The following is a 24,514-nucleotide window of genomic DNA, read 5'->3' as shown; positions in this document are numbered from 1 at the left end:
CCTTCAGATCCTGCGTCACCACAGGCACCCTTGCGTTAAGCTACTGCTACTTCTGCCTTCACAGTTCGGGACTTTCACCCTATAGATTGCACCCATGCTGGGCGCACTAAAAAAAAGAAGCGGAAAATCCGCTCCTTTAGTGTTATACTTCCATAATAATTGGTAAGATCATAGGTCTACGCTTTGTTTTTTCAAATAAGTAACGACTTAACACTTCTCTAATACTGCTTTTAAGTGAAGACCATTCATTTACATTTTCCGTAACACACTTTATTAAGGTTTGCTGTACCATATTAGTTGCTTCTTCTAAAAGCTTTTCTGATTCCCTTACATATACAAATCCTCTAGAAATAATGTCAGGACCGGATATGATTTCACCGCTCGTTTTGTTTAACGTAACAACAACAACTAGTATCCCGTCTTTGGAAAGAAGCCGACGATCACGTAAAACGATATTTCCGACATCACCAACACCTAAACCATCAATTAACACGTTTCCAGATGGAACTTTACCTGTTTTTCTACCTGAACCGTCTTGAATTTCGACTACTTCTCCTTTTTCTAGGAGGAAAATGTTTGAATTATTCATCCCGACTTCTAAAGCTAGATCACGATGAGCAATTTGCATACGGTATTCCCCATGAATAGGAACAAAATATTTCGGCTTCATTAGGTTGAGCATTAATTTTAACTCTTCTGCACTACCATGACCAGATGCATGGACTTTTGTATGTCCATAAACAACATCTGCACCAATTCGGTAGAGTTGATCAATAATCTTTGACACCGACTTTTCATTACCTGGTATTGGGGAAGCAGCGATCATAACTGTATCGTTACTCGATATCGTAATTTGTCGATGCGCTCCTCTGGCCATTCGAGTAAGAGCACTCATCGGCTCGCCTTGGCTTCCTGTTGTAATAATTGCCACTTGGTCAGGACGATATTTTTTTATTTGATCTATCTCGATAAAAAGATCATCAGGAGCTTTTAAATATCCTAGTTCATTAGCTATCGAAATCACTTTCTCCATACTTCGACCAACAATGGCTACTTTACGTTTTGCCTTTGCTGCAGCTTGAATAACTTGCTGAACTCGATGCACATTGGAAGCAAAAGTAGTAACGATAATTCTGTTCGTTGAATTTTGAAAAACATCTGCAATCCCCTGTCCAACACTTGTTTCTGAAAGTGTGTGTCCAGGGCGTTCCGCATTCGTACTATCGGATAATAAACAAAGTACACCTTGATTACCAAGCGCAGCCATTTTTCCAATTTCTGCATGTTTCCCATCTACAGGGGTTTGGTCAAACTTAAAATCTCCTGTATGAACAATGGCACCATGACCTGTTTGTATTACAACTCCTACTGAATCAGGGATACTGTGATTAGTTCTAAAAAAAGATACTTGTGTTGAGCCGATCATTATTTCTGAATTATTATCGATTAACTTTAGTGTTGTTGACGTAAATATTCCAGCTTCACGAAGTTTTGCCTCTACTAATCCAAGTGTTAATTTCGTTCCATACACGGGTACTTTTAATTTTTGTAAAATATATGGCAATCCACCAATATGGTCTTCATGACCATGAGTTAGGACAATGGCACGGACACGGTCAGCGTTATCTACTAGGTAGGAGATGTCTGGAATAACAATATCGACACCTAACATATCATCATCTGGGAACATTAAACCAGAGTCGATAACAATGATGTCGTCATCCACTTCTACTACGTACATATTTTTGCCTATTTCGCCGACTCCCCCTAAGGCAAAAACTCGAATTTTTTCTGTATTTACTTTTGACAATTCATGTTCCTCCTAATACAACAATAAAATATAATTACTAAATTTTTTTTAGTTTTACGACTAAATAAGGCTTTTTTAACATTAGGAATGACCCTACCTTCCTGCAATGAAAACTCGTCGTAGATAAGGTAGGTATTTCCTTTATTTTTTTGTTCTATTTCTATGAATTAAACCTTGTTCCATTAGTCATTTTCGTACATACAATCGTTTAAACACAATACATGTCCATTTGTTAGTTTTTAAAAATTACGGCGTGCCCTTTGCCATTATACGGTTCATTTCCAGTTGCCATTAAAATTTACCCGAACTAATCACTTGTATGTAGTATAACTTAAATCTTAATTAGAAAACAAGATGTATCTAGAAAAATTGGTATAATAAAACAGCTGAACCATTGGTTCAACTGTTTAAAATTTCGTATAATCTTTCTCTTTCCTCTTTTGTTAACGAAACGAGCGGGAGTCTGACACTCCCCACATCTAACCCTCTTAAATGAAGAGCCACTTTTACACTTGTTGGATTGGGAGTTAAAAACAAGCCTTTCATAATAGGTAGGTATTTACGATGAAGGCTAGCGGCCTTATTGATATTACCTGATAGAAAAGCTTCAGTCATTTCCTGTAATTCATTCCCAATAATATGGGAGGCAACAGACACCACACCGTTTCCACCGATGGCCAATGATGGTAGCGTTATACTATCATCTCCACTGTACAACGTAAAATCGTTATTTGTTTTGTCAATTATTGCAGCCATTTGTTCTAAATCACCACTAGCTTCTTTGACAGACACGATATTGCTCACTTTTGAAAGTTCAACAATCGTATCAACCGTCATATTGACAACAGATCGCCCTGGAATATTATAAAGCATTATAGGTAATGTTGTGGAATTAGCAATTGCTTTAAAATGTTCAATCATCCCTTGTTGTGAAGGTTTATTATAATAAGGGGCAACTGCCATTATTCCATTAACCCCGAGTAGTGTAGCTTCTTTCGTTAATTCAACGGAAGCTCTTGTATCATTGGTCCCAGTTCCAGCAATAACTGGGACTCTTCCATTCACAGTTTTTACGACTGTCCGAAATAGTGTCAGCTTTTCTTCTTTCGTTAACGTCGGTGATTCACCTGTTGTACCTGCAACTACGAGACCATCGGACCCATTTCTAATCAAGTTTTCAACAAGTAATTCGGTTTTGTGAAGATCTATATTACCCTTTTCATCAAAAGGAGTAACCATCGCTGTTAAGACCCGACCAAAGTTCACTTTGTTCAACTCCTTAAATTGTAGCTACAATACAGTATCATTCTTCTTCTGAAGTACTCGATGCAAACATACTTTCCTTCTCTAACTGAAACATGTCATGTAAAGCATTTACTGCTTTTACCATGTCCTCACCTTTTACGAGCACCCATATGGTCGTATGTGAATCTGCTGACTGTAATATTTGTACATTTTCTTTTGAAAGTGCAGCTACAATTTTTGCTGTTACTCCTGGAACTCCTGTCATCCCTGCACCGACTGCGGAGATTTTAGCACATCTGCGAGTAACTTGTGGTTCGTAGTTCATTTGTTCTAATACCTCTACTGCCCGATCTGCTACTTCCTCCATTACCGTATAAACGACTCCTAATGGATTAATATTGATAAAATCTACGCTAATTCTTTCATTCGCCATTGCTTTAAAAACTTTTTCCTGAAGGTCATATTGGCCTTCTTTTGCAAGAACTTTAATTTGAGTTACTTTTGCCAAGTGTGCTATACCTGTAATTAAACGATCTTGCACATCTTGGCCTTGCTGGTCTCCTACCATTGAAGTTACAAGTGTACCTTTACTATCCGAGTAAGTAGAGCGAATATGAATGGGGATTTTAGCTTGCATGGCAATTTCGACTGCCCTTGGGTGAATTACTTTTGCACCTTGGTAGGCCATATTACAAATTTCATTATACGTAACAACAGATAAAGGCCTAGCTCCCTCAACAATGCGAGGGTCTGCTGTCATTACACCTTCTACATCTGTAAAAATATCGACCCATTCTGCTCCAAGCGCGGCACCTATTGCTGTAGCTGAAGTATCACTTCCACCACGACCTAGTGTTGTAATTTCACCTGTTTTTGATTGTCCCTGAAAACCAGCTACAACCACTGCATCTACTTTTTCTAGGGTTTTCATTAGTTTTTCACATTTCATTTCAATAATTTTAGCACTAGAGAAATCTTCATTCGTACGAAAACCTGCTTGAGCTCCAGTCATTGCTTTTGCAGTAACACCATAACTACTAAGTAAATCTGTAAAAACGACTGAAGAAATGATTTCCCCACAAGATAACAAAAGATCTTGCTCTCTTTTTGGTACTGTTTTCTTATTAATAAGATTAAGTAGCGTGTCAGTAGCATAAGGGTCGCCACTACGACCCATTGCTGATACAACGACAACTACTTTATAACCATCATTTACAGATTTCTGTACATGTCGTGCAGCCATCCGACGTACTTCTTCATTTTTAACAGACGTACCACCAAACTTTTGTACAATTACCTTCATAGGACACCTACTCTTATTTCAATAATTGTAACTTCACTAAGCTTTCTGCGATTTGAACTGAGTTCCATGCTGCTCCCTTAAGAAGGTTATCTGACACTATCCACATATGGAAGCCATTATCACGATCTAAGTCTTTTCGAACTCTACCAACGAATACATCATTTTTTCCAACGCAATCAATAGCCATCGGATATACTTGATTTGCTGGATCGTCTTGTAACGTAATCCCTGCCGCTGATCCTAATAATTCTTTAATTTCTGAAACGGTTGCTCCACCTTTTTCTGTTTCAACGTAAACGGACTCTGAATGTCCTGTTTCTACTGGTAAACGAACGCAAGTAGCCGCTACTTCTAGCTCAGGTAGATGCATAATTTTTTTCGTTTCATTTATCATTTTCATTTCTTCAAAAGTAAATCCATTGTCTTGGAACTTATCGATTTGCGGAATCGCATTAAATGCAATTTGATAATGCTTCTTATCTCCACCTACAGGTAGGATTTCTGGAGTCACTTCTTTTCCTTCTAATACTGCTTTTGTTTGATCTTTCATTTCATTTATCGCATTAAGTCCTGCACCTGATACGGCTTGATAAGTTGAAACAACAACTTTATTAATACCATATTTTTCACGTAACGGTTCAAGAGCAACTACCATTTGAATTGTTGAACAATTTGGGTTTGCAATAATTCCTTTGTGAAGTCGTAAATCTTCTTCATTAACTTCTGGCACAACTAGTGGAACATTTTCGTCCATACGGAATGCACTTGTATTATCAACACAGATCGCTCCACGTTTTGCTGCTTCTGGAGCTAGCGCTTTAGATACTGACCCACCTGCACTAAATAACGCAAGTTGAACCCCTTCAAAGCTTTCTGGTGTTGCCTCTTCAACTGTAATTTCTTCACCTTTAAAAACGATCTTCTTTCCTGCTGAACGCTTAGAAGAAAGTAGTTTAACCGATTGAATTGGAAAATCTCTTTCCTCTAATGTTTTTAACATTTGTTGTCCTACTGCTCCCGTTGCTCCTACCACTGCTATATGATATCCTTTTTCAACTGCCATGTTGCCTATCTCCCTTCAAGATTCGTAGTTTAATAGTGGATGTTTTAATCACTCACCAAATAATAAGAAGTCATATTGATGAAATCTATTTTAACATACCCTAGCTTAAATGACAGTATCACTCAAGCGTTTCCTATTCAACTTTAAGGGAAATTTATTTTTTTAGCAACAACCCTATAGGACTAGTCTCTGAATTTTTCCACTAAAACCGGTTGATATTGTTTACCAGCAATGGCAGACTCAATAGTTTCAGGTAATGCTTCCATTCTCGCTACAAGTGAGTTAGGTTTTACCGTTGGATTATCTTGCCCAAATGGAACAAAGTATATATTTTTTGTGGCCATTAATCGCATGATATTTACTCCATTTAACCCTAGTGCATCATTTGTAGAAATAGCTAGCACAACTGGTTTTCCATTGCGGAGTGTAGCCTTAGCCCCCATTAATACTGGAGAATCCGTCATAGCATTTGCAAATTTACTAGTAGAATTCCCTGTCATTGGAGCAATCACCATACAATCTAATGGTGTACTAGGGCCAAATGGCTCAGCTTTTGGCATTGAATCCACAATTTCTTCTTTAGTAATATCTTTTATTTTTTGAATCCATTCTTCACTTTTTCCAAACTTAGTATCAGTTGAAGCAACTGTATGTGTTACGAAAGGAGTCACTTTCGCACCCATTTCTACAAGCTTTTTCATTTGGGGTATAACTTCATCATACGTGCAATGAGAACCGGTTAATCCAAAGCCGATGTGCTTTCCTTTTAATGACATGACCATGTCCTCCTTCTATTTTTTCTCTTGTTCTTTTAATAACGTCGCCAAGACGTTAGCTAAAATTTGACCAGCTGTTTTTGGAGCAACAATACCTGGTAGACCTGGAGCGAGTAACGCTTTTATTCCTCTTTTTTCTGCATAACGAAAATCAGTTCCACCAGGTTTAGATGCAAGGTCGATAATTAACGAGTTTGAAGGCATTTGAGCTATAACATTCGCAGATACAATTAAGGTTGGAATTGTATTAATACAAATATCTACATCTGACACATGGTCTACGAGATTTGTTGTCAGAAACGGTTTAAAGCCCATCTCCGTAATTCTAGCAATATGGCTTGAATTTCTCGCTCCTACTTTGACATCTGCACCTAATGCCGCAAATGTCCTTGCAACGGACATACCTACTCGACCAAACCCAATAACAACCACCTTTGAACTATGAATGGTTATGTCTGTATGTTGGATTGCCATCATAACCGTACCTTCAACAGTAGGAATTGAATTATAAATAGCTATATCATCACGTTCTAGTAATTTTACTAAGTTACGGTTTGCAGCTTTAACCGTTTGGTTCAAATAATCATTTGTAATTCCTGTATAAACTACACAATGATCTGGCGTTTTTTTAAGAATATCTTTTGTTATTTTTATACTTTCATTGGAGAAAATGGTTTCCACTTCTCCTTGGGGACCAGTTCCGCTAACGGGTAATAATAAGGCATCTACAGTGTCAAAATCAACTTCATCTAATTGCTTTTTTGTTGTCCCTACAAAACCATCATCAAGTTGTTCAAAACCAACCATTGAAATTTGGGCATCTAGTGTAGACAGCTTTCGAATAATTTCTAATTGCCGAGCATCCCCGCCCACGATAACAATATGCTTTCCTGTGAGCATTTCGTCCCTCCCCTTTCCTATTAAAATAAACTTCCATCAGAAGTCATTCCAAATTACTTACATAGCGATAATCTTATGTTAGATCGTTCCATTCCTTTAACTTATTAGTATTAACCATTGTCATTTCACAACTAGCATATGTATTTCATGTAAAATGGGTGAATATTTAGTGTGTATTAAAATTCCATTAGTTCATTAATGATTAAAGACAAATAAAGAGGCTGACATGTACGTCAGCCTCTTTATCTATATTTTCTTACATTATTAAAATTCAGCCATGTCAATAATGATCATATCAGTGCCGATCTTTTTGATTTGATGCCAATAAACTTTAACTTCTTTCTCTTTTTTCCCGAATCCAAACCACTTCATGGTCGGAATAATAAAGGCTTCAATCTGACCTGTAGATTCATCAATTACAAGATCCGTCTGTCCTAAAATTCCTAGCCGTGCACCTTTTTGAAAATCAATAATTTCTTTACCACTAATCTCACTTAATCTCACAAAGCTCCCCTCGCTTTCGTTACTATCCTTTATACTTCTTATGAACAAATGGACAAAAAAATACCGGGTATCTAAACCCGGTACTTAAATTATTACTGTAATCCTTTTGGTAACTCTCCAGTTGGACTTATAAGTGATACTGCTGGTGCGCTTTCAAAAATAGTTTTCGCTAGATCATTCACCGATTCAATCGTTACATTATTAATTTCATCAATAATTTCATCTAAAGATCGATGGCGTTTTAATAATAATTCATTTTTCCCGTTTCGACTCATTCGACTATTCGTACTTTCAAGACTAAGCATTAAGTTTCCTTTAAGCTGTTCTTTTCCATTTTTAATTTCTTTTTCTTTTATTCCTTCTTTACTTAATTGTTGCACAGTATGGATGACAGCTTCATATAGCTCATCAAGTTGATGAGGCGCAGTACCCGAATATAACGTTAAAACACCATCATCTTGATAGGCCGTATGATAGGAAAACACAGAATAAGCTAACCCGCGTTTTTCTCGGATCTCCTGAAAAAGTCTGCTGCTCATACTTCCACCTAAAATATTATTAAGTAAAACAAGACTATATATATCGTTATGACCAATTTGCAACCCTTGGTAGCCCATACAAATATGAGCTTGTTCTGTTTCTTTTTTCCTCGCTATTTGCTTTGCTAAGAAAGATGGCTTTTCAACCTGACTAGCTCCGTCACTTTTATGGACTGTAGCAAATGTTTTTTTAATCTTATCAATTAACTTTTCATCTACATTTCCCGCAATCGATACAACCACATTTTCAGCTGTATAATACCTTCTCATATAATCACGGAGTAAATCTGAATCAAATGAAGTCAATGTATCTACTGTACCTAATATCGGTAACCCAAGAGGATGTTCACCATAACTGGCTTTTGACAATAAATCATGCACAATGTCATCTGGTGTATCATCGACCATTTTAATTTCCTCAAAGACCACGTTTTTTTCTTTTTCTAGTTCATCGTGGGCAAAAACAGAGTTAAAGAACATATCCGCTAAAACATCAACGGCATAATCGGCATGCTCATCTAAAACTTTAGAATAGTAACATGTATATTCTTTTGATGTAAAGGCATTTACTTGACCACCAATGCAATCAAAAGCTTCTGCAATATCGGCAGCAGACCTTGTAGTCGTACCTTTAAAAAACATATGTTCTAAAAAGTGTGAAACACCATTTTCCCGTTTTTCTTCAAACCTTGAGCCCGTACCAATCCAAATTCCAATAGAAACTGAACGAACATGAGGTATTTGCTCAACGAGTACACGCAATCCATTTTCTAGTTCGATTTTTTGTATCAATATACATCCCCCTAACTTAGTCTAGGGTTACACCAAAATTTATCCTCGATTCATCCATTAAGTGTGATACGTTCCCAATTTGATATCCTTTGTTCTTAATACCGACAATCATTTGCTCAAGACCTGCTGCAGTTGAAGACGTCGGATGCATTAATATCATAGCTCCTGGATGAACATTATTTAGTACTCTTTGAACCATCGAGTGTGGATCGGGTCGTTTCCAATCAACAGTATCCACACTCCACATGATCGTTTTCATATTCAAGCTTGCAGCAATATCTACTACTTCTTGACGAAAGCTACCACTTGGAGGAGCAAACCACTTTGGTGTAACTTCTAATGTCGCATAAATCACTTCATTTGTTTTATTAAGTTCTTCGCTAATCCGGGAAGGTGAAAGTTGCTTCATATCAGGGTGTGAATATGCATGATTACCTATTTCATGACCTTCTTCTAGCACCATTTTAGCTAATTTGGGGTTGTTTTTCACCCAAGAGCCGTCTAGAAAAAAAGTCGATTTAACATCGTATTTATTCATAACTTTAAGCATATCAGGCAAATATTCATTTCCCCAAGCTACATTTACAAGAAGACTAACCATTGGTTTTTCTGGATTTCCTTTATATATAGGTGTAGGAGGTAAGTCATCTAAATGAACTTTAGGTTTTACTTCACGAAATACAAGTTTTTGCTTATCAAAGCTACCCTGCTTTTTCATTTTTTCATAAGATGCTTCTAAATCCACCTGCACCCCGTTATATCCAGGAACAGCTTTCCACACTCTATCTACAATTGCATCAATCGGTGGTTTTTCATATTTCTGCGCTTCTATAGCTATTTGTTCATAAAGTGGGTCTTGCATTTTAGTAACCATGATAGACTCTTGCTTTAGTTGGTCTATGTAATTTACTGTAAATGGGTTTTGGGTAGTCCCATAAGCAATTATAAAAATAAATACAAAAATAATTAGATGAACACCGTACTTGCTTTTCATCATTCTACCCCCTTGTACTAAATCGTATGCACTATTAGGACAGGGTAGAACAGGCTTACTTTTAAAATTGACTTATTAATTTATGTAGTGCTTAAAAAGAGACTGGTCACTGTCCAGCCTCTCCTTATTAACTTTCTTGTTTTTGCTCTTTAAGTAAGACTTTCCGTGATAAGTTAACTCGTCCTTGAGGATCAATTTCAGTAACTTTCACTAAAATTTCATCGCCAATTTTTACAACATCTTCAACTTTATTTACGCGCTCCTCAGCTAACTGAGAAATATGCACAAGACCATCTTTTCCTTTGAATAGTTCAACAAAGGCACCGAATTTTTCAATACGCTTTACTTTTCCTAAATACGTTTGCCCTACTTCTACTTCGCGAACAATGTCTTCGATTATTGATTTAGCCTTTAAGTTCATTTGATGGTCAACAGAAGAAATGTACACTGTTCCGTCTTGCTCAATGTCAATTTTTACTCCAGTATCTTCAATAATTTTATTAATCATTTTTCCACTTGGTCCAATGACATCACGAATTTTATCTGGGTTAATTTTCATTGTTAAGATCTTAGGTGCATATGCTGAAAGTTCAGTGCGTGCTTCGCTAATCGCAGCTAACATACTATCTAAAATGACCATACGACCTCTTTTAGCTTGAGCTAATGCTTCCTTAAGAATATTACGATCGATTCCACTAATTTTAATATCCATCTGTAAAGCTGTTATTCCATCTTTTGTACCTGCTACTTTAAAGTCCATATCCCCTAAAGCATCTTCCATACCTTGAATATCGGTTAGTACGGTAACATCGTCTCCAGATTTAACGAGTCCCATGGCAATACCAGCAACTGGTGATTTGATAGGTACTCCTGCATCCATCATTGCTAATGTACTCGCACAAATTGATGCTTGGGATGTTGAACCATTTGACTCAAGAACTTCAGATACTAAACGAATTGTATACGGGAAGTCATTTTCATTCGGAATAACAGGCTCTAAGGCTCGTTCTCCTAGTGCACCATGTCCAATTTCACGACGCCCAGGTCCTCTAATCGGTCCTGTTTCACCAACACTAAACTGTGGGAAGTTATAGTGATGCATAAAACGCTTGGATTCTTCAATACCTAAACCATCTAGAATTTGAACATCACCTAATGCACCTAAAGTACAAATACTAAGAGCTTGTGTTTGTCCGCGTGTGAATAAACCAGAACCATGTGTTCTTGGTAATAATTTTACTTGCGAAGATAGTGAACGGATTTCATCAATCCCTCGCCCATCTGGCCTTACTTTTTCTTTCGTAATTAAACGTCTTACTTCTTCTTTTACAATTTTATGTAAAATCTCTTTCACTTCTGATAGACTAATTTCTTCATTATCCTCGAATTTAGCAACCGTTTCAGTCATAACCGTGTCTATTGCAGCTTGACGAGCATGTTTTTCCACAACTTGTACGGCTTGCTTTAATTCTGCCTCAGCTAATTCACGAACATGTTGTTCCAATTCTGGATTAACCTCTCGTAAGACGATTTCCGACTTTTCTTTCCCAACTTTTGCAATGACTTCTTCTTGGAAAGCAACCAGTCTCTTAATTTCATCGTGACCGAACATAATCGCTTCTAACATGATTTCCTCTGGAACCTCATCTGCTCCTGCTTCGACCATATTAATCGCTTCTTTTGTCCCTGCTACCACTAGATTAATATCACTTTTTTCTAATTGCTCTGTTGTCGGATTAATAACGAACTCATTATTAATTCTTCCAACAGTAACTCCAGCAATCGGTCCATCAAATGGAATATCTGAAATACAAAGAGCTAAGCTTGAGCCAATCATTGCTGCCATTTCAGAAGAGCAATCTTGATCGACACTCATCACAATACTAATTACTTGAACTTCATTACGAAATCCATCAGCAAAAAGTGGACGGATTGGTCGATCTATTAAACGGCTTGCAAGAATAGCTTTTTCACTTGGACGACCTTCACGTTTAATAAACCCTCCTGGAATTTTCCCCACTGCGTAAAGACGTTCTTCATAGTTTACTGTCAATGGGAAAAACGGTAAATCTTTTGGCTCTTTTGAAGCAGTAGCAGTAGAAAGTACAGCAGTGTCACCATATCTAATCATGACAGCGCCATTTGCTTGCTTCGCTAATTGACCCGTTTCAACAGTTAATTGACGACCTGCCCATTCAAAAGAAAATACTTGGTTTTCTTGTTCCATACAGGTTTGAACTCCTCTCATTAAACAAAATGTTTCAATATGTCTTTATTATTACCTATTTATACTTAAAATAAAAGAATAAATCGAAAGTGCAATAAACTGGATAAAAAATCCAATATTTTTCCCTAATAAAAAAGCGGGAATGCTCCCGCTTTTTATTAAGTGTTAACTTGTGATTAGCGACGTAATCCTAGCTTATCAACAAGGTTACGGTAACGTATAACATCTTTATTACGTAAGTACGTTAAAAGATTACGACGTTGTCCAACCATTTTTAAAAGACCACGACGAGAATGGTGATCCTTCTTATGAGTACGTAAGTGCCCATTTAATGTGTTGATTTGCTCTGTAAGGATAGCGATTTGTACTTCTGGAGAACCAGTGTCACTTTCATGAGTTTTGTACTCACTAATGATTTGGTTTTTACGTTCTTGTGTAAGTGCCATCCTATCCACCTCCTTCAAATTAATCACCAGTTACCTAGCAAAACGTCGGTGAGTCGATTTGCCAAGCAATGGTTCTAAAAATAATAGTACTTTAGTACAAATATTAGAATACCTTTTTTTTTACTTAAATGCAAGTTATTTCGCCTTATTTTCCTGGAAAAACATTTCTGTACTCGCCTTATCAACATTTATTTGTTGAACAAGTTCTTCTTTTGAACTGAATTTTTTTTCACTTCGTAAAAAGTGATGGAAAGAAAGAGTTATATTTTGATCATAAATATCATCGTCAAAATCGAACAGATAAACCTCAATCGATGGAACTGCTTCTTGCTCTTTAAACGTTGGACGGTACCCTATGTTGCAAACACCTTCATATGTTTGTCCATTTACTATTAAAGTAACAGCATATACTCCTAGTTTAGGAATTATATACCTGTTCGATAACCTTATATTGGCTGTAGGAAAGCCAATCGTACGTCCTCTTTTGTCACCGTGAACTACAATACCTTCAACTTCATAATATCTTCCTAACAGCTCGACAATTTCTCCAACTTCACCATTAGCAATTTTATTTCGAATTAACGTAGAACTAATCTTATGTTCTTGTAATTCGACCTTATTTACGGTAGTTTGCTCAAAAACTCCCCTTGCATGAAATGGTAAGGTTTCCATATTCCCTTTTCCAAGATGTCCATAACTGTAGTCAAACCCAGCGACAACATGCTTGACATTCATATCTATTAAAAAATCATCAACAAATTGTTGAGGAGTTAGTTTTGAAAATCCTTCATCAAAATGAACAACAAATAATTGATCAACACCTAGTTTCTCGATAACCTCAATTTTTTTTTCTAATGGTGTAATGTACATCATCGTTTCAGATGGCTTTCGTAAAACTTCCTTTGGATGAGGATTGAAAGTCATGACCGAAGTTAACAACCCTTTTTCGAACGCTGTATTTTTAGCGGTTTGAATGACTTTTTGATGTCCAATATGTACACCATCGAAATAACCGAGGGCCATTACAGTAGGCTTTTCATTTTTTAACTGGAGTGGATAAGATAAAGAAATAACGTCCATTGTATTTCACCTTCTTTTACGTTGCGTTCTCCTTTTTAACTCGAACACAACATTTTCTCTGGCTTCATTAAGCCCTCTTTTGTTGGGTGTTGTTGGTAGATTGCTAAACATTCACCATCTTCATTATATACAGTAAATCGTTTTTCAGCTATTGATTTCAATAAAGGCAATACAGAACCATTCCTTATTTTTGCTTCAATCGACGAATTTACAAGAACCGAAGGAAAATGTTCAATCGCCTTTTCTAGGGATAATAAAGAGTTTTGTACCTCATTATTGGAAATTAACGTTTCAATTTGTTCGAACGTATAACAATCAGAAAGCTTAAACGGACCTGAAGCAATTCTCTCTAGGTACGACATATGAGCTGGATACCCTAACTTTTTTCCGATATCAACTGCGAGGGTCCGAACATAGGTCCCTTTACTACATTTTACGCGAAACGAAAATGACACTGCATTATCATAAGACTTGATTTCATTACCTACTAATTGTAATTCATATATTTTTATTCGTCTAACAGGGCGCTCTACTTCTTTTCCTTCTCTCGCATATTCATATAACTTTTTTCCATTTACTTTTACAGCCGAATACATTGGAGGAACTTGCTCTATCTCTCCAATAAAAGTGTTTAACACTTCATTAATTTGATCAAGGGTCGGAATGATTTCAACAGGTTTTTGTTCCAATATTTCTCCACTACGGTCTTCTGTTGTAGTTGTCCAACCAAGGGTCACTTCTCCAATATATTCTTTCGGGTAATCGGTCATATACTCCGCAACTTTTGTCGCCTTACCAATACAAATAGGAAGAACCCCAGTAACATCAGGATCAAGAGTACCTGTATGGCCGATTTTCTTTGTTTTTAAAAGCTTTCGTAACCGAAAAACACAATCATGTGATGTCATCCCTTTCGGCTTTAACAAAGGAAGTATTCCATTATACTCCAAGTCAATCACCTCATCTAAAAAGTGAAATAAGTAACATAATAACTCTAAAATAAAGAGACTGACTCAAATAGTAAAGAGTCATTCACCACAGCGATATACAAAAGTTCAAAACTCCTTTGTAACCAATCAAATATGGTGTCAAGACACTTATGAGTCAGCCTACCTTGTTAATCATTCTTTTGTTTATTTATTTCAGTCAATAGTGTTTCAATTCTGTTTCCGTACTCAATTGACTCATCAAATTCAAATTCAATTTCTGGAGTTTTTCGAAGACGAATTCGTTTTCCAATTTCCGTTCGAATAAAGCCAGTCGCTTTCGAAAGACCTTGAATTGTGTCTTCCTTCTCTTTTTCGTCACCGAGGACTGTAATATAAACTTTCGCTTGTTGAAGATCCCCTGTTACATCAACACCTGTTACTGTAACAAAACGTACTCTTGGATCTTTAATTTCACGTATGATAATTTCACTTAATTCTTTTTTCATTTGTTCCCCAACACGGTTTGCTCTTACATTGCTCATTAAAAGTCACCTCACTAATAGCCCTACAGCCATTCATAGTTTGTAACTGTTCGTTCCAATTCAGTCATACGATCAATAAATGATAAAGCACGTTCTAATTCCTGTTCTGCTACTATTCGATCGGAAGAAACTGTAACTACTGCAATTTCGGATCGTTGCCATACATTTTGATGTCCTATTTCTGCTACCGATACATTAAACCGTTGCTTTAACCTCGTGATTAAACTTTTCAATACAGATCGTTTATCTTTTAAGGACTGGGCATCATAAATTAATAGCTCACAGTAAACAGCACCTATCATCATTTACGTTTAATTTCCTCCATGATATACGCTTCAATAATATCTCCTTCTTTAACATCATTGAAGTTCTCTAATGTAATACCACATTCGTAACCAGCTGATACTTCTTTAACATCATCTTTGAAACGTTTCAGTGCATTAATTGCTCCTTCATAAATGACAATACCATCACGAATTAATCGTACAGTAGAATCGCGTGTAACTTTACCATCTGTTACATACGAACCAGCAATCATACCAATTTTTGACACTTTAAACGTTTGACGAATTTCCACTTGCCCAATGACTTTTTCTTCATACTCAGGGTCAAGCATTCCTTTCATCGCACTTTCAATTTCTTCAATGACATTATAAATGATTCGGTGTAAACGAACATCAACGTTTTCTGATTCAGCAACTCTCTTCGTATTAGCATCTGGTCGTACGTTAAACCCAATAACGATCGCATTAGAAGCCGCAGCTAAAATAATATCAGACTCTGTAATGGCACCTACACCTGTATGAATGATATTGACTTTAACACCTGCAATATCAATCTTCTCTAATGACCCTTTTAAGGCTTCAACTGAACCTTGAACGTCACCTTTAATAATAACGTTGATTTCTTTAATATCCCCTTGTTGAATTTGATTAAACAAATCATCAAGACTGACTTTGGATGTTTCATTTCTCTCTTCATCACGTTGACGGATCATACGTGTTTCACCAATTTGACGTGCTGTTTTCTCATCTTCAAACACTTTAAATTGATCTCCAGCTTGTGGAACATCGTTTAAACCTGTAATTTCAACTGGTGCAGCAGGCCCAACCGATTTAACGCGGCGCCCTAAGTCATTCGTCATCGCACGTACACGTCCAAAGGTGTTTCCAACTACAATTGGATCTCCAACTTTTAATGTACCTGATTGAACTAATAAAGTTGCCACTGTTCCACGGCCTTTATCTAATTGTGCTTCAATGACTGTACCTCTAGCTAGACTGTTTGGATTTGCTTGATATTCTTCTACCTCAGCAACAAGTAGAATCATCTCAAGTAATTCATCAATACCTTCACCTTGTAAAGCGGATACTGGAACAAAAATCGTTTCGCCACCCCATGCTTCTGGTACTAACTCAAACTCTGTTAGTTCCTGCATAACACGATCTGGGTTGGCCGCTTCCTTATCCATCTTATTAACTGCAACGATGATTGGTACTCCAGCAGCTTTCGCGTGGCTAATTGCTTCTTTTGTTTGTGGCATAACACCGTCATCAGCAGCAACTACCAGGATTGTAATATCCGTCACTTGTGCCCCACGAGCACGCATTGTTGTAAACGCGGCATGACCAGGAGTATCTAAGAAAGTAATGCGTTTTCCATTAACTTCAACTTGGTATGCACCAATATGCTGTGTAATTCCACCAGCCTCACCTGCTGTTACCTTTGTGTTTCGAATAGAATCAAGAAGCGTGGTCTTACCATGGTCAACGTGTCCCATAATTGTTACAACTGGCGGACGTTCTTGTAGGTCAGCTTCATTTTCTTCTTCTACAAATTCTTCAAAATTCGTCGCATCGATAATGATTTCTTCCTCAACTTCAACACCGTAATCTCCAGCAATTAACTCAATTGAGTCTTTATCTAACTCTTGATTGATCGTTGCCATAACCCCTAAGAATAATAATTTTTTTATAATTTCTGACGGTTCTTTATGAAGCTTTTTTGCAAGTTCGCCCACTGATAATGTACCTGAGTATGTAATCTTTTCAGGAAGCTCTTTCTTTACGGGTTTTTGTTGTACTTGATTATGCTGTTGATGAGTATTTTTTCCTGTTGGTTTCTTATTTCCTTTTTTGTTATTATTATTTCTTTGCTGGTTATTGCCTTTATTATTACGGTCATTATTTGTTTTTTTCATATTAGTTGAACGTTCTTCCTTTTTTTTCGTAGAATTTCCTTCATTGTTTTCGCCTGTTGGCTTTTCATTACTTTCCCCTACTAGCTTTTTCATTGCTTCTTCATCAATGACTGACATATGGTTAGCGACAGAAAATCCTAAGCCTTTTAATTGTTCAATTACTTCCTTACTCGTAACATTTTTTTCTTTTGCATATTCATATATTCGCATCTTCCTCATATGTTTACCTCCACCTTTATTGATCGATAAGTGAGATCAACTTCTTTGCAAAACCTTGGTCGATAACACCTAATACGACTCTCTCTCTCTTCCCAATAGCTTGACCAAGTACTTCTCTCGTTCCAGTAACTCGAATAGGTGTATTATAGTAAGTACATTTATCATTCATTTTTTTCGCAGTTGCAGTTGATGCATCTGTTGAAACAATGACAAGTTGAACTTGTTTTTTTCGAACTTCTTTTAAAACAATTTCCTCACCTGAAACGACTTTTCTTGCTCTTGCTGCAAGACCTAAAAGAGACAACCACTGTTTATCATTCATTATTTCCCAACCTGTTCAATTAATTGATCATAAATTTCTTCACTTACTTTTACGTTAAGGTGCCTAGAAAGAATATCCTTTTTTTTGGCTTGCTCAAAATAATCTTTTCCGTTAGATATGTAAGCACCTCGCCCGTTCAGTTTCCCCGTTTTATCAATAGAAACTTCTCCCTCAGGAGAGCGGACAACTCGAATAAGCTCTTTTTTGGGTTTCATTTCATTTGTAACGATACATTTACGAAGTGGAACTTTCCGTTGCTTCATTGGCTCCATCTCCCTTACTTATCTACTTCAATTTCTTCCTCTTTAAATGTTTCATTGTCATCCGTTTCGAGTTCATCAATTTCAGTGTGTACTACACCTGCATTTACATCCTGCAATTCTTCTACAGGTTCTAATAAACCAAGCTCTTCTGCTTCTGATTCACTTTTTATGTCAATTTTCCAGCCCGTTAACTTTGCAGCCAACCGTGCATTTTGGCCACGTTTTCCAATGGCTAACGATAGTTGATAATCAGGGACAATCACGCGAGTCATTTTTTCTTCTTCATTTACTTGTACTTGAACAACTTTAGAAGGACTTAATGCATTAGCGACATACTCGACTGGATCTTCAGACCAGCGAACGATATCAATCTTTTCACCTTTTAGTTCATTGACAATCGTTTGAACACGTTGTCCTTTTGGACCGACACATGCTCCAACTGGGTCAACTTCAGGATTTTCTGCATAGACCGCAATTTTAGATCGATCCCCTGCTTCACGAGCAACAGACTTCACTTCAACCGTACCATCATAAATTTCTGGAACTTCAAGTTCAAAAAGTCGTTTTAATAGCCCAGGGTGTGTACGGGAAATCATAATTTGTGGACCTTTAGTTGTTTTTTCAACTTTTGTAATAAACGCTTTAATTCTGTCATTATGACGATAGCTTTCGTTCGGCATTTGTTCATTAACAGGTAAAATCGCTTCAACTTTACCTAAATCAACATAGATAAAACGACTATCTTGTCGTTGAACAATTCCTGTAATAATATCTTCTTCTCGGTCAATAAAGTCGGAATAGATAATTCCTCGCTCTGCTTCACGTACACGTTGCGTTACAACTTGTTTTGCTGTTTGCGCTGCAATACGTCCAAAGTTTTTTGGAGTTACTTCGATTTCGACAACATCATCAACTTCAAAGTTAGGGTTAAGCTCTTTCGCAGCTTCTTCAGCAATCTCTAATCTTGTGTCAAATACTTCTTCAACAACGGTTTTTCTAGCAAAAACTCGGATATCTCCTGTTTCACGATTGATATCAACACGAACGTTTTGAGCTTGGTTGAAGTTTCGTTTGTATCCTGAAATTAAAGCAGCTTCAATTGCTTCTAAAATAACTTCTTTACTTATACCTTTTTCTTTTTCTAAAGTAGATAGTGCTTCCATAAAATCGCTGTTCATGGAATTCTTTCCCCCTTTCAAATTAAAAACCTTACGTATTTCAATGCATTTCAGCAAAAGGTTCAATTTTGATTCGTGATTGCTGTCTTATTGTGAACTAGATTAAAAAATAATCGCTAACCTCGCGCTAGCTACTTTTGTATAAGGAATCGTAATTTCTTTTGTACGAGTTTTTATTTTCATTTGAATTTTCAAATCAACACCGTCAAAATCTAATAATTTTCCTTCAAACGCTTTTTCACCATCCAGCGGTTCATATGTAGTCACATGTACGTTCTTTCCAATAGCTTTATAGACATCTTTTTCTTTTTTCAAAGGTCGTTCAGCACCTGGAGAGGATACTTCAAGAAAATAAGCTTGTTGTATTGGATCTAGTGCATCTAGTTGCTCACTCAGACGTTCGCTTACAGTACCACAGTCCTCTATATCAACACCGTTATCAGAATCTATAAAAACTCGCAAAAACCAGTTTTTCCCTTCCTTTTTGAACTCTATATCGACTAATTCTAATTCAAGTTCGTCTACTATAGGTAAAACTAACTCTTCCGTAATTTCCGTAACCTTCTTACTCATAGGCTCCTCCTTTATTGCTTATGCCCTTTTATCCTCGTTACTATTCCTTACTTTAAGGAGGAATAAGAAAGAGTGGGTTTCCCCACTCTTCTCTCTTCCTATTCTAAGTATGACCATAAAAACAATATCATAATCTTCCTTTAATTGCAACAGAAGGGTATTGTTCCAACACTAGAATAGCGATAGTTGGTTCGATTCTGGTAACCCTTCAAGACAGCCATGATCTTGCAAATGTTCTATAACTGTTTTCGTTGATTTACTACGTTGTTGCAAATCTTCTATAGAAAGGAATTCTCGTTCTTCTTTTGCTCGAACGATGTTAATAGCAGCATTTGTTCCTACTCCATTCAATGCATTAAATGGTGGAAGTAGCGTATCTCCTTCAATAATGAACTCAGTAGCACTCGAACGATATAAGTCCACTTTCTGGAAAGAAAAGCCTCGTTCACACATCTCTAAGGAAAGTTCTAAAACCGTTAATAAATTCTTCTCTTTTGGTGAAGCATCTAAGCCTTTTGCATTAATTTCTTCAATCTTTGCTCGGATACTTGTTGAACCTTTAACCATTGTATCTAGATCAAAATCATCTGCTCTTACCGTGAAATATGCAGCATAGTAAAGTAGTGGAAAATGAACTTTAAAGTAGGCAATCCGAACAGCCATTAATACATAGGCTGCAGCATGGGCTTTCGGGAACATATACTTAATCTTCAAGCAAGACCCTATGTACCAATCTGGTACATTATTCTTTTTCATTTCTTCGATCCACTCTTCCTGAAGTCCTTTACCTTTACGAACGGATTCCATAATTTTAAAGGCTAGCGACGGTTCTAACCCAGCATAAATTAAATAAACCATAATATCATCACGACAACCAATTACGTCTTTCAGTTCACATGTACCACTATATATTAACTCATTAGCATTATTTAACCATACATCTGTTCCATGAGATAACCCTGAGATTTGAACTAGTTCTGAGAATGTACTAGGCTTCGTTTCTTCAAGCATTTGCCTTACAAATCGAGTTCCGAATTCAGGGATACCTAGTGTCCCTGTTTTACACATGATTTGTTCTTCTGTTACCCCTAAGACTTCAGGTCCAGAAAATATTTTCATTACTTCCGTATCATCAGTTGGTATTGTTTTAGGATCGATCCCACTTAAATCTTGTAACATTCTGATGACAGTCGGATCATCGTGTCCAAGTATATCTAGCTTTAACAAATTATCATGAATAGAGTGAAAATCAAAATGGGTTGTTTTCCATTCTGATGTTTTATCATCAGCTGGGAATTGGATCGGACAAAAATCATGGATATTCATGAAATCAGGAACTACAATTATTCCACCTGGATGCTGTCCAGTCGTTCTTTTTACACCCGTACATCCTGAAACAAGTCTGTCAATTTCTGCTGAGCGAATTTGTAAATTATGGTCACTTTGATATCCTTTTACATATCCGTAAGCTGTTTTTTCCGCTACCGTTCCAATTGTACCTGCTCTATAGACGTTTTCTTCACCGAACAACACTTTAGTATAGTTATGGGCGCGTGGTTGATATTCCCCAGAAAAGTTTAAGTCAATATCAGGTACCTTATCACCTTTAAATCCTAAGAAGGTTTCAAATGGAATATCTTGTCCATCCTTCACATATTTTGTGCTACATTCTGTACAATCCTTATCTGGTAGATCATAACCTGAACCTACAGATCCATCATTAAAAAAGTAAGAGTGATGACAGTTTGGACACACATAATGTGGTGGAAGTGGATTAACTTCTGTGATTTCAGTCATCGTTGCTACTAGAGATGAACCTACAGATCCCCTTGAGCCAACTAAGTATCCGTCAATAAGTGATTTTTTAACAAGTTTATGCGAGATTAAATAAATGACGGCAAATCCATGCCCAATAATACTTTTTAACTCTTTTTCTAACCGAGCTTCTACAATTTCTGGGAGTTCTTCACCATATATACTTTTCGCACGATTATAGCTCATTTGTCGAACTTCATCGTCAGCACCTTCAATGTTAGGAGTATAAAGGTCATCTGGAATCGGCTGAATATCTTCTACCATCTCAACTATATTGTTTGGATGTGTAACGACTACTTCCTTTGCCTTTTCATCTCCTAAGAAAGAGAATATATCAATCATTTCATTCGTAGTTCGAAAGTGAACAATGGGTAAGGAGTTTCTATTTAATGGATTAGCACCACCTTGGGAACCAATCAAGATTTTTCGATAAATAGCATCATTTTCATCAAGATAATGGACGTTGCCAGTAGCAACTACAGGCTTTTCTAACTTCTCACCTAACTTAACTATATTTCGAATGATGAGTTCAAGATGTGCTTCACTTTTTACGATCTCTCTTTCTAGCAGCTGCGGAAAATTAGATGGTGGTTGAACTTCTAAATAATCATAAAACTTAGCGATTTCTTCTACTTCATCTGGCGACTTTTGCATCATCGCTTCAAAAACTTCACCATTATCACATCCAGAGGCACCAATTAATAACCCTTTTCGGCGTTTTTGTAATTCGGACCTTGGAATACGTGGCGTTCGAAAAAAATAATTAACATGAGCGATTGAAACAAGCTCATATAAATTTTTCAATCCTTCTTGCGTTTGTGCAATAATCATGCAATGAAATGGTCGCTGTCTGAAAAACTCACCTTTACCCATGTTTTGGTTTAGTTGATCATGAGACTCAATCCCTTTTTCGATTGCATCTTTTACCATTTTCCACATTAAAAACCCAGTTGCTTCCGCATCATAAATCGCACGGTGATGACTAACTAACTCAATATCAAACTTTTTACAAAGTGTATTTAAACGGTGGTTTTTCATCTCTGGATATAAGAAGCGCGCTAATTCAAGTGTATCTATTACTGGGTTTGGTGCATCCCCTAAACCAATTTTTCGATAACCTACATTCAAAAATCCCATATCAAAACTAGCATTATGAGCTACGAGTATGGCATCTCCTACAAATTCCTGAAATTTACGAAGGACATCCTCTACTTCTGGAGCTCCCTTAACCATATCATCGGTAATTCCTGTTAGATCGATAATCGTTTGAGTCAATGTTTCGTGTGGATCCGCAAACGATTCAAAACGATCGATAATTTCACCATTCTTCACTTTAACCGCGGCTAATTCGATAATTGAATTATAGACAGCAGATAATCCAGTTGTTTCCACGTCAAACACGACATACGTATCTTCCAATAATGGACGAGGAGCTTCATTATAAGCAATCGGTACACCGTCATCGACTACATTCGCTTCTAGACCGTATAATATTTTCACTCCGTGTTTTTTACTTGCTGAATATGCTTCAGGGAAGGATTGAACAACTGCATGGTCGGTAATTGCAATAGCTTTATGCCCCCATTTTGCTGCTTGTTCCACATATCTTCCTGCATTAACCATCCCATCCATTTGACTCATAGTCGTATGGACATGTAATTCAACCCTTTTTTCATCTTCAGCTGCAGTGTCCAGCCGTTCTATCGGTTTCACTTGATTAATATCTTTAGCAATCATTACAAGGTCACGTACAAATGTATCATTTTGAACCATACCTTGAACTTTTAACCACATTCCTTTTTTAACACCTTGCAGTAATGGGACATCTTCTTTATCTCTAGAAAAGATTTTAACAATAATTGAATCAGTATAGTCCGTAATTTTAAAAGTAAGAAGTGATCGTCCTGAACGTAACTCCCGAATGTCCGTATCGAATACATAACCTTGTATCGCAATTTTACGTTCTTCATCCAAGATTTCACATATTGCCGTTGGTTCATCCTTAATTTTATAACCAATAACGAGCGATGATTGTGCCGTTTTCGTACCTGCTTCTTTTTCCATCTTTTTCTTTTCTAACATCGCTTCAATTACTTTAGAGTGATCTTCTTTCGCACGTTCTTCCATAAATTTATTCATTTCTTCTACCGACTCTTTTACTTCAGCCTCTAATTGAAATGGGGGTAAACCTAAAGATTCACATGTTTGTTTTAATGGTTCTGTTAATTTACGAAGCAAGGCTTCTTTTTCTGCTTCGTTCCTGGCTTGAATGACCAATTGGCGATTGTTTATCTTAGGGACTTGTTTTTCTAATAATGAAATAAATCCATGCGAAACAGATTTCAGCTGAGCAACAATTACGCTCCAATAGTCAGCGATCAAATGTTCATTAATTTGAGGGTTGTTGTATTGAATAGAAAACGTAACCGAAGCAATATGTTGGAAGGACTGAACGATTCGTTCTGAAAATGCAAGGTATACATTGGCTGGTAATACGGTATCTAAATAAAACTTGAAATGCCATGCTTTTTTCTCTTTTTGAATCGTCAGCTTCACAATTTGTCCATTTTGAAAGTACTGTTGTACAAGTTCTTCTGGTAGTAACATTTGTTGAAGGAGTAACTGAAATCGTTCTTTTCTTGTTTGCTGGTCCTGGTTATTCATAAGACTCCTCCCTCCCCTCTAAATTCTAAAAGGTAATGAGGCTAACTCAAAGCCAAGTGTTACATATCTCACTCATAAAAATTATGAAGTGAGCAGACACTTAAGAGTCAGCCTCATCAATTTTCCTGAA

Annotated in this window: 21 protein-coding genes; all 21 read right to left on the bottom strand. The window is 36.8% G+C overall.

Going from position 1 to position 24,514, the window contains the following annotated elements; translation table 11 throughout:
* Window positions 1-142: 142 nt before the first annotated feature.
* Window positions 143-1,810 carry a ribonuclease J gene (locus tag BK574_RS26670; RefSeq protein WP_075385703.1) on the bottom strand — a complete coding sequence of 556 codons (1,668 nt, stop codon included), beginning with the start codon at window positions 1,808-1,810 and terminating at the stop codon, window positions 143-145.
* 399 nt (window positions 1,811-2,209) lie between these two features.
* Window positions 2,210-3,076 carry a 4-hydroxy-tetrahydrodipicolinate synthase gene (gene dapA / locus BK574_RS26665; protein WP_075385702.1) on the bottom strand — a complete coding sequence of 289 codons (867 nt, stop codon included), beginning with the start codon at window positions 3,074-3,076 and terminating at the stop codon, window positions 2,210-2,212.
* A gap of 37 nt (window positions 3,077-3,113) precedes the next feature.
* Window positions 3,114-4,358 (bottom strand): aspartate kinase, encoded by a 1,245-nt coding sequence (gene dapG, locus BK574_RS26660; RefSeq protein ID WP_078430740.1) that lies wholly within the window; start codon window positions 4,356-4,358, stop codon window positions 3,114-3,116.
* A 13-nt stretch (window positions 4,359-4,371) separates the two neighbouring features.
* Window positions 4,372-5,421, bottom strand: a complete 1,050-nt coding sequence (gene asd / locus BK574_RS26655) for an aspartate-semialdehyde dehydrogenase (RefSeq protein ID WP_075385700.1) — start codon at window positions 5,419-5,421, stop codon at window positions 4,372-4,374.
* Between the two features lie 182 nt (window positions 5,422-5,603).
* Entirely contained in the window at window positions 5,604-6,197 is a 594-nt protein-coding gene (locus BK574_RS26650; protein ID WP_075385699.1) for a dipicolinate synthase subunit B, read from the bottom strand.
* A gap of 15 nt (window positions 6,198-6,212) precedes the next feature.
* Window positions 6,213-7,097, bottom strand: coding sequence for a dipicolinic acid synthetase subunit A (gene dpaA, locus BK574_RS26645; RefSeq protein WP_075385698.1), 885 nt, complete (start codon window positions 7,095-7,097; stop codon window positions 6,213-6,215).
* A 264-nt stretch (window positions 7,098-7,361) separates the two neighbouring features.
* The gene (locus tag BK574_RS26640; protein ID WP_075385697.1) at window positions 7,362-7,601 is read right to left on the bottom strand and encodes a YlmC/YmxH family sporulation protein; all 240 of its coding nucleotides are present in this window, start codon (window positions 7,599-7,601) and stop codon (window positions 7,362-7,364) included.
* A gap of 92 nt (window positions 7,602-7,693) precedes the next feature.
* Entirely contained in the window at window positions 7,694-8,932 is a 1,239-nt protein-coding gene (locus BK574_RS26635; protein WP_078430739.1) for a M16 family metallopeptidase, read from the bottom strand.
* A gap of 16 nt (window positions 8,933-8,948) precedes the next feature.
* Window positions 8,949-9,926, bottom strand: coding sequence for a polysaccharide deacetylase family protein (locus BK574_RS26630; RefSeq protein ID WP_078430738.1), 978 nt, complete (start codon window positions 9,924-9,926; stop codon window positions 8,949-8,951).
* A gap of 127 nt (window positions 9,927-10,053) precedes the next feature.
* On the bottom strand, window positions 10,054-12,153 hold the full coding sequence (gene pnp / locus BK574_RS26625; protein WP_078430737.1) for a polyribonucleotide nucleotidyltransferase: 2,100 nt from the start codon (window positions 12,151-12,153) through the stop codon (window positions 10,054-10,056).
* A 176-nt stretch (window positions 12,154-12,329) separates the two neighbouring features.
* On the bottom strand, window positions 12,330-12,599 hold the full coding sequence (gene rpsO, locus BK574_RS26620; protein WP_075385693.1) for a 30S ribosomal protein S15: 270 nt from the start codon (window positions 12,597-12,599) through the stop codon (window positions 12,330-12,332).
* Window positions 12,600-12,734: 135 nt separating this feature from the next.
* The gene (gene ribF, locus BK574_RS26615) at window positions 12,735-13,679 is read right to left on the bottom strand and encodes a bifunctional riboflavin kinase/FAD synthetase (RefSeq protein WP_075385692.1); all 945 of its coding nucleotides are present in this window, start codon (window positions 13,677-13,679) and stop codon (window positions 12,735-12,737) included.
* Window positions 13,680-13,714: 35 nt separating this feature from the next.
* The gene (gene truB / locus BK574_RS26610) at window positions 13,715-14,629 is read right to left on the bottom strand and encodes a tRNA pseudouridine(55) synthase TruB (protein WP_075385691.1); all 915 of its coding nucleotides are present in this window, start codon (window positions 14,627-14,629) and stop codon (window positions 13,715-13,717) included.
* A 167-nt stretch (window positions 14,630-14,796) separates the two neighbouring features.
* Window positions 14,797-15,150 carry a 30S ribosome-binding factor RbfA gene (rbfA, locus tag BK574_RS26605; RefSeq protein ID WP_075385690.1) on the bottom strand — a complete coding sequence of 118 codons (354 nt, stop codon included), beginning with the start codon at window positions 15,148-15,150 and terminating at the stop codon, window positions 14,797-14,799.
* 23 nt (window positions 15,151-15,173) lie between these two features.
* Window positions 15,174-15,452, bottom strand: a complete 279-nt coding sequence (locus BK574_RS26600) for a DUF503 domain-containing protein (protein WP_075385742.1) — start codon at window positions 15,450-15,452, stop codon at window positions 15,174-15,176.
* Window positions 15,452-17,569 (bottom strand): translation initiation factor IF-2, encoded by a 2,118-nt coding sequence (gene infB, locus BK574_RS26595; protein WP_078430736.1) that lies wholly within the window; start codon window positions 17,567-17,569, stop codon window positions 15,452-15,454. Before infB ends, BK574_RS26600 begins: the two co-directional genes overlap by 1 nt.
* Before the next feature lie 16 nt (window positions 17,570-17,585).
* On the bottom strand, window positions 17,586-17,891 hold the full coding sequence (locus BK574_RS26590; protein ID WP_078430735.1) for a YlxQ family RNA-binding protein: 306 nt from the start codon (window positions 17,889-17,891) through the stop codon (window positions 17,586-17,588).
* The gene (gene rnpM / locus BK574_RS26585) at window positions 17,891-18,154 is read right to left on the bottom strand and encodes an RNase P modulator RnpM (RefSeq protein WP_075385687.1); all 264 of its coding nucleotides are present in this window, start codon (window positions 18,152-18,154) and stop codon (window positions 17,891-17,893) included. Before rnpM ends, BK574_RS26590 begins: the two co-directional genes overlap by 1 nt.
* A gap of 14 nt (window positions 18,155-18,168) precedes the next feature.
* A complete protein-coding gene (gene nusA / locus BK574_RS26580) occupies window positions 18,169-19,332 on the bottom strand; it encodes a transcription termination factor NusA (protein WP_078430734.1) in 1,164 nt (387 codons plus the stop codon).
* A gap of 102 nt (window positions 19,333-19,434) precedes the next feature.
* On the bottom strand, window positions 19,435-19,905 hold the full coding sequence (gene rimP / locus BK574_RS26575; protein ID WP_075385685.1) for a ribosome maturation factor RimP: 471 nt from the start codon (window positions 19,903-19,905) through the stop codon (window positions 19,435-19,437).
* A 171-nt stretch (window positions 19,906-20,076) separates the two neighbouring features.
* Complete coding sequence (locus tag BK574_RS26570; RefSeq protein WP_078430733.1) at window positions 20,077-24,384, bottom strand: PolC-type DNA polymerase III; 4,308 nt, start codon at window positions 24,382-24,384, stop codon at window positions 20,077-20,079.
* Window positions 24,385-24,514 lie beyond the last annotated feature (130 nt).

It is taken from the genome of Alkalihalobacterium alkalinitrilicum (genome assembly GCF_002019605.1).
In the GTDB taxonomy this organism is placed as follows: Bacteria; Bacillota; Bacilli; order Bacillales; family Bacillaceae_F; genus Alkalihalobacterium; species Alkalihalobacterium alkalinitrilicum.
The sequence above is the reverse complement of the archived record's forward strand: the minus strand, read 5'-3'. Positions and strand labels throughout refer to the sequence as shown.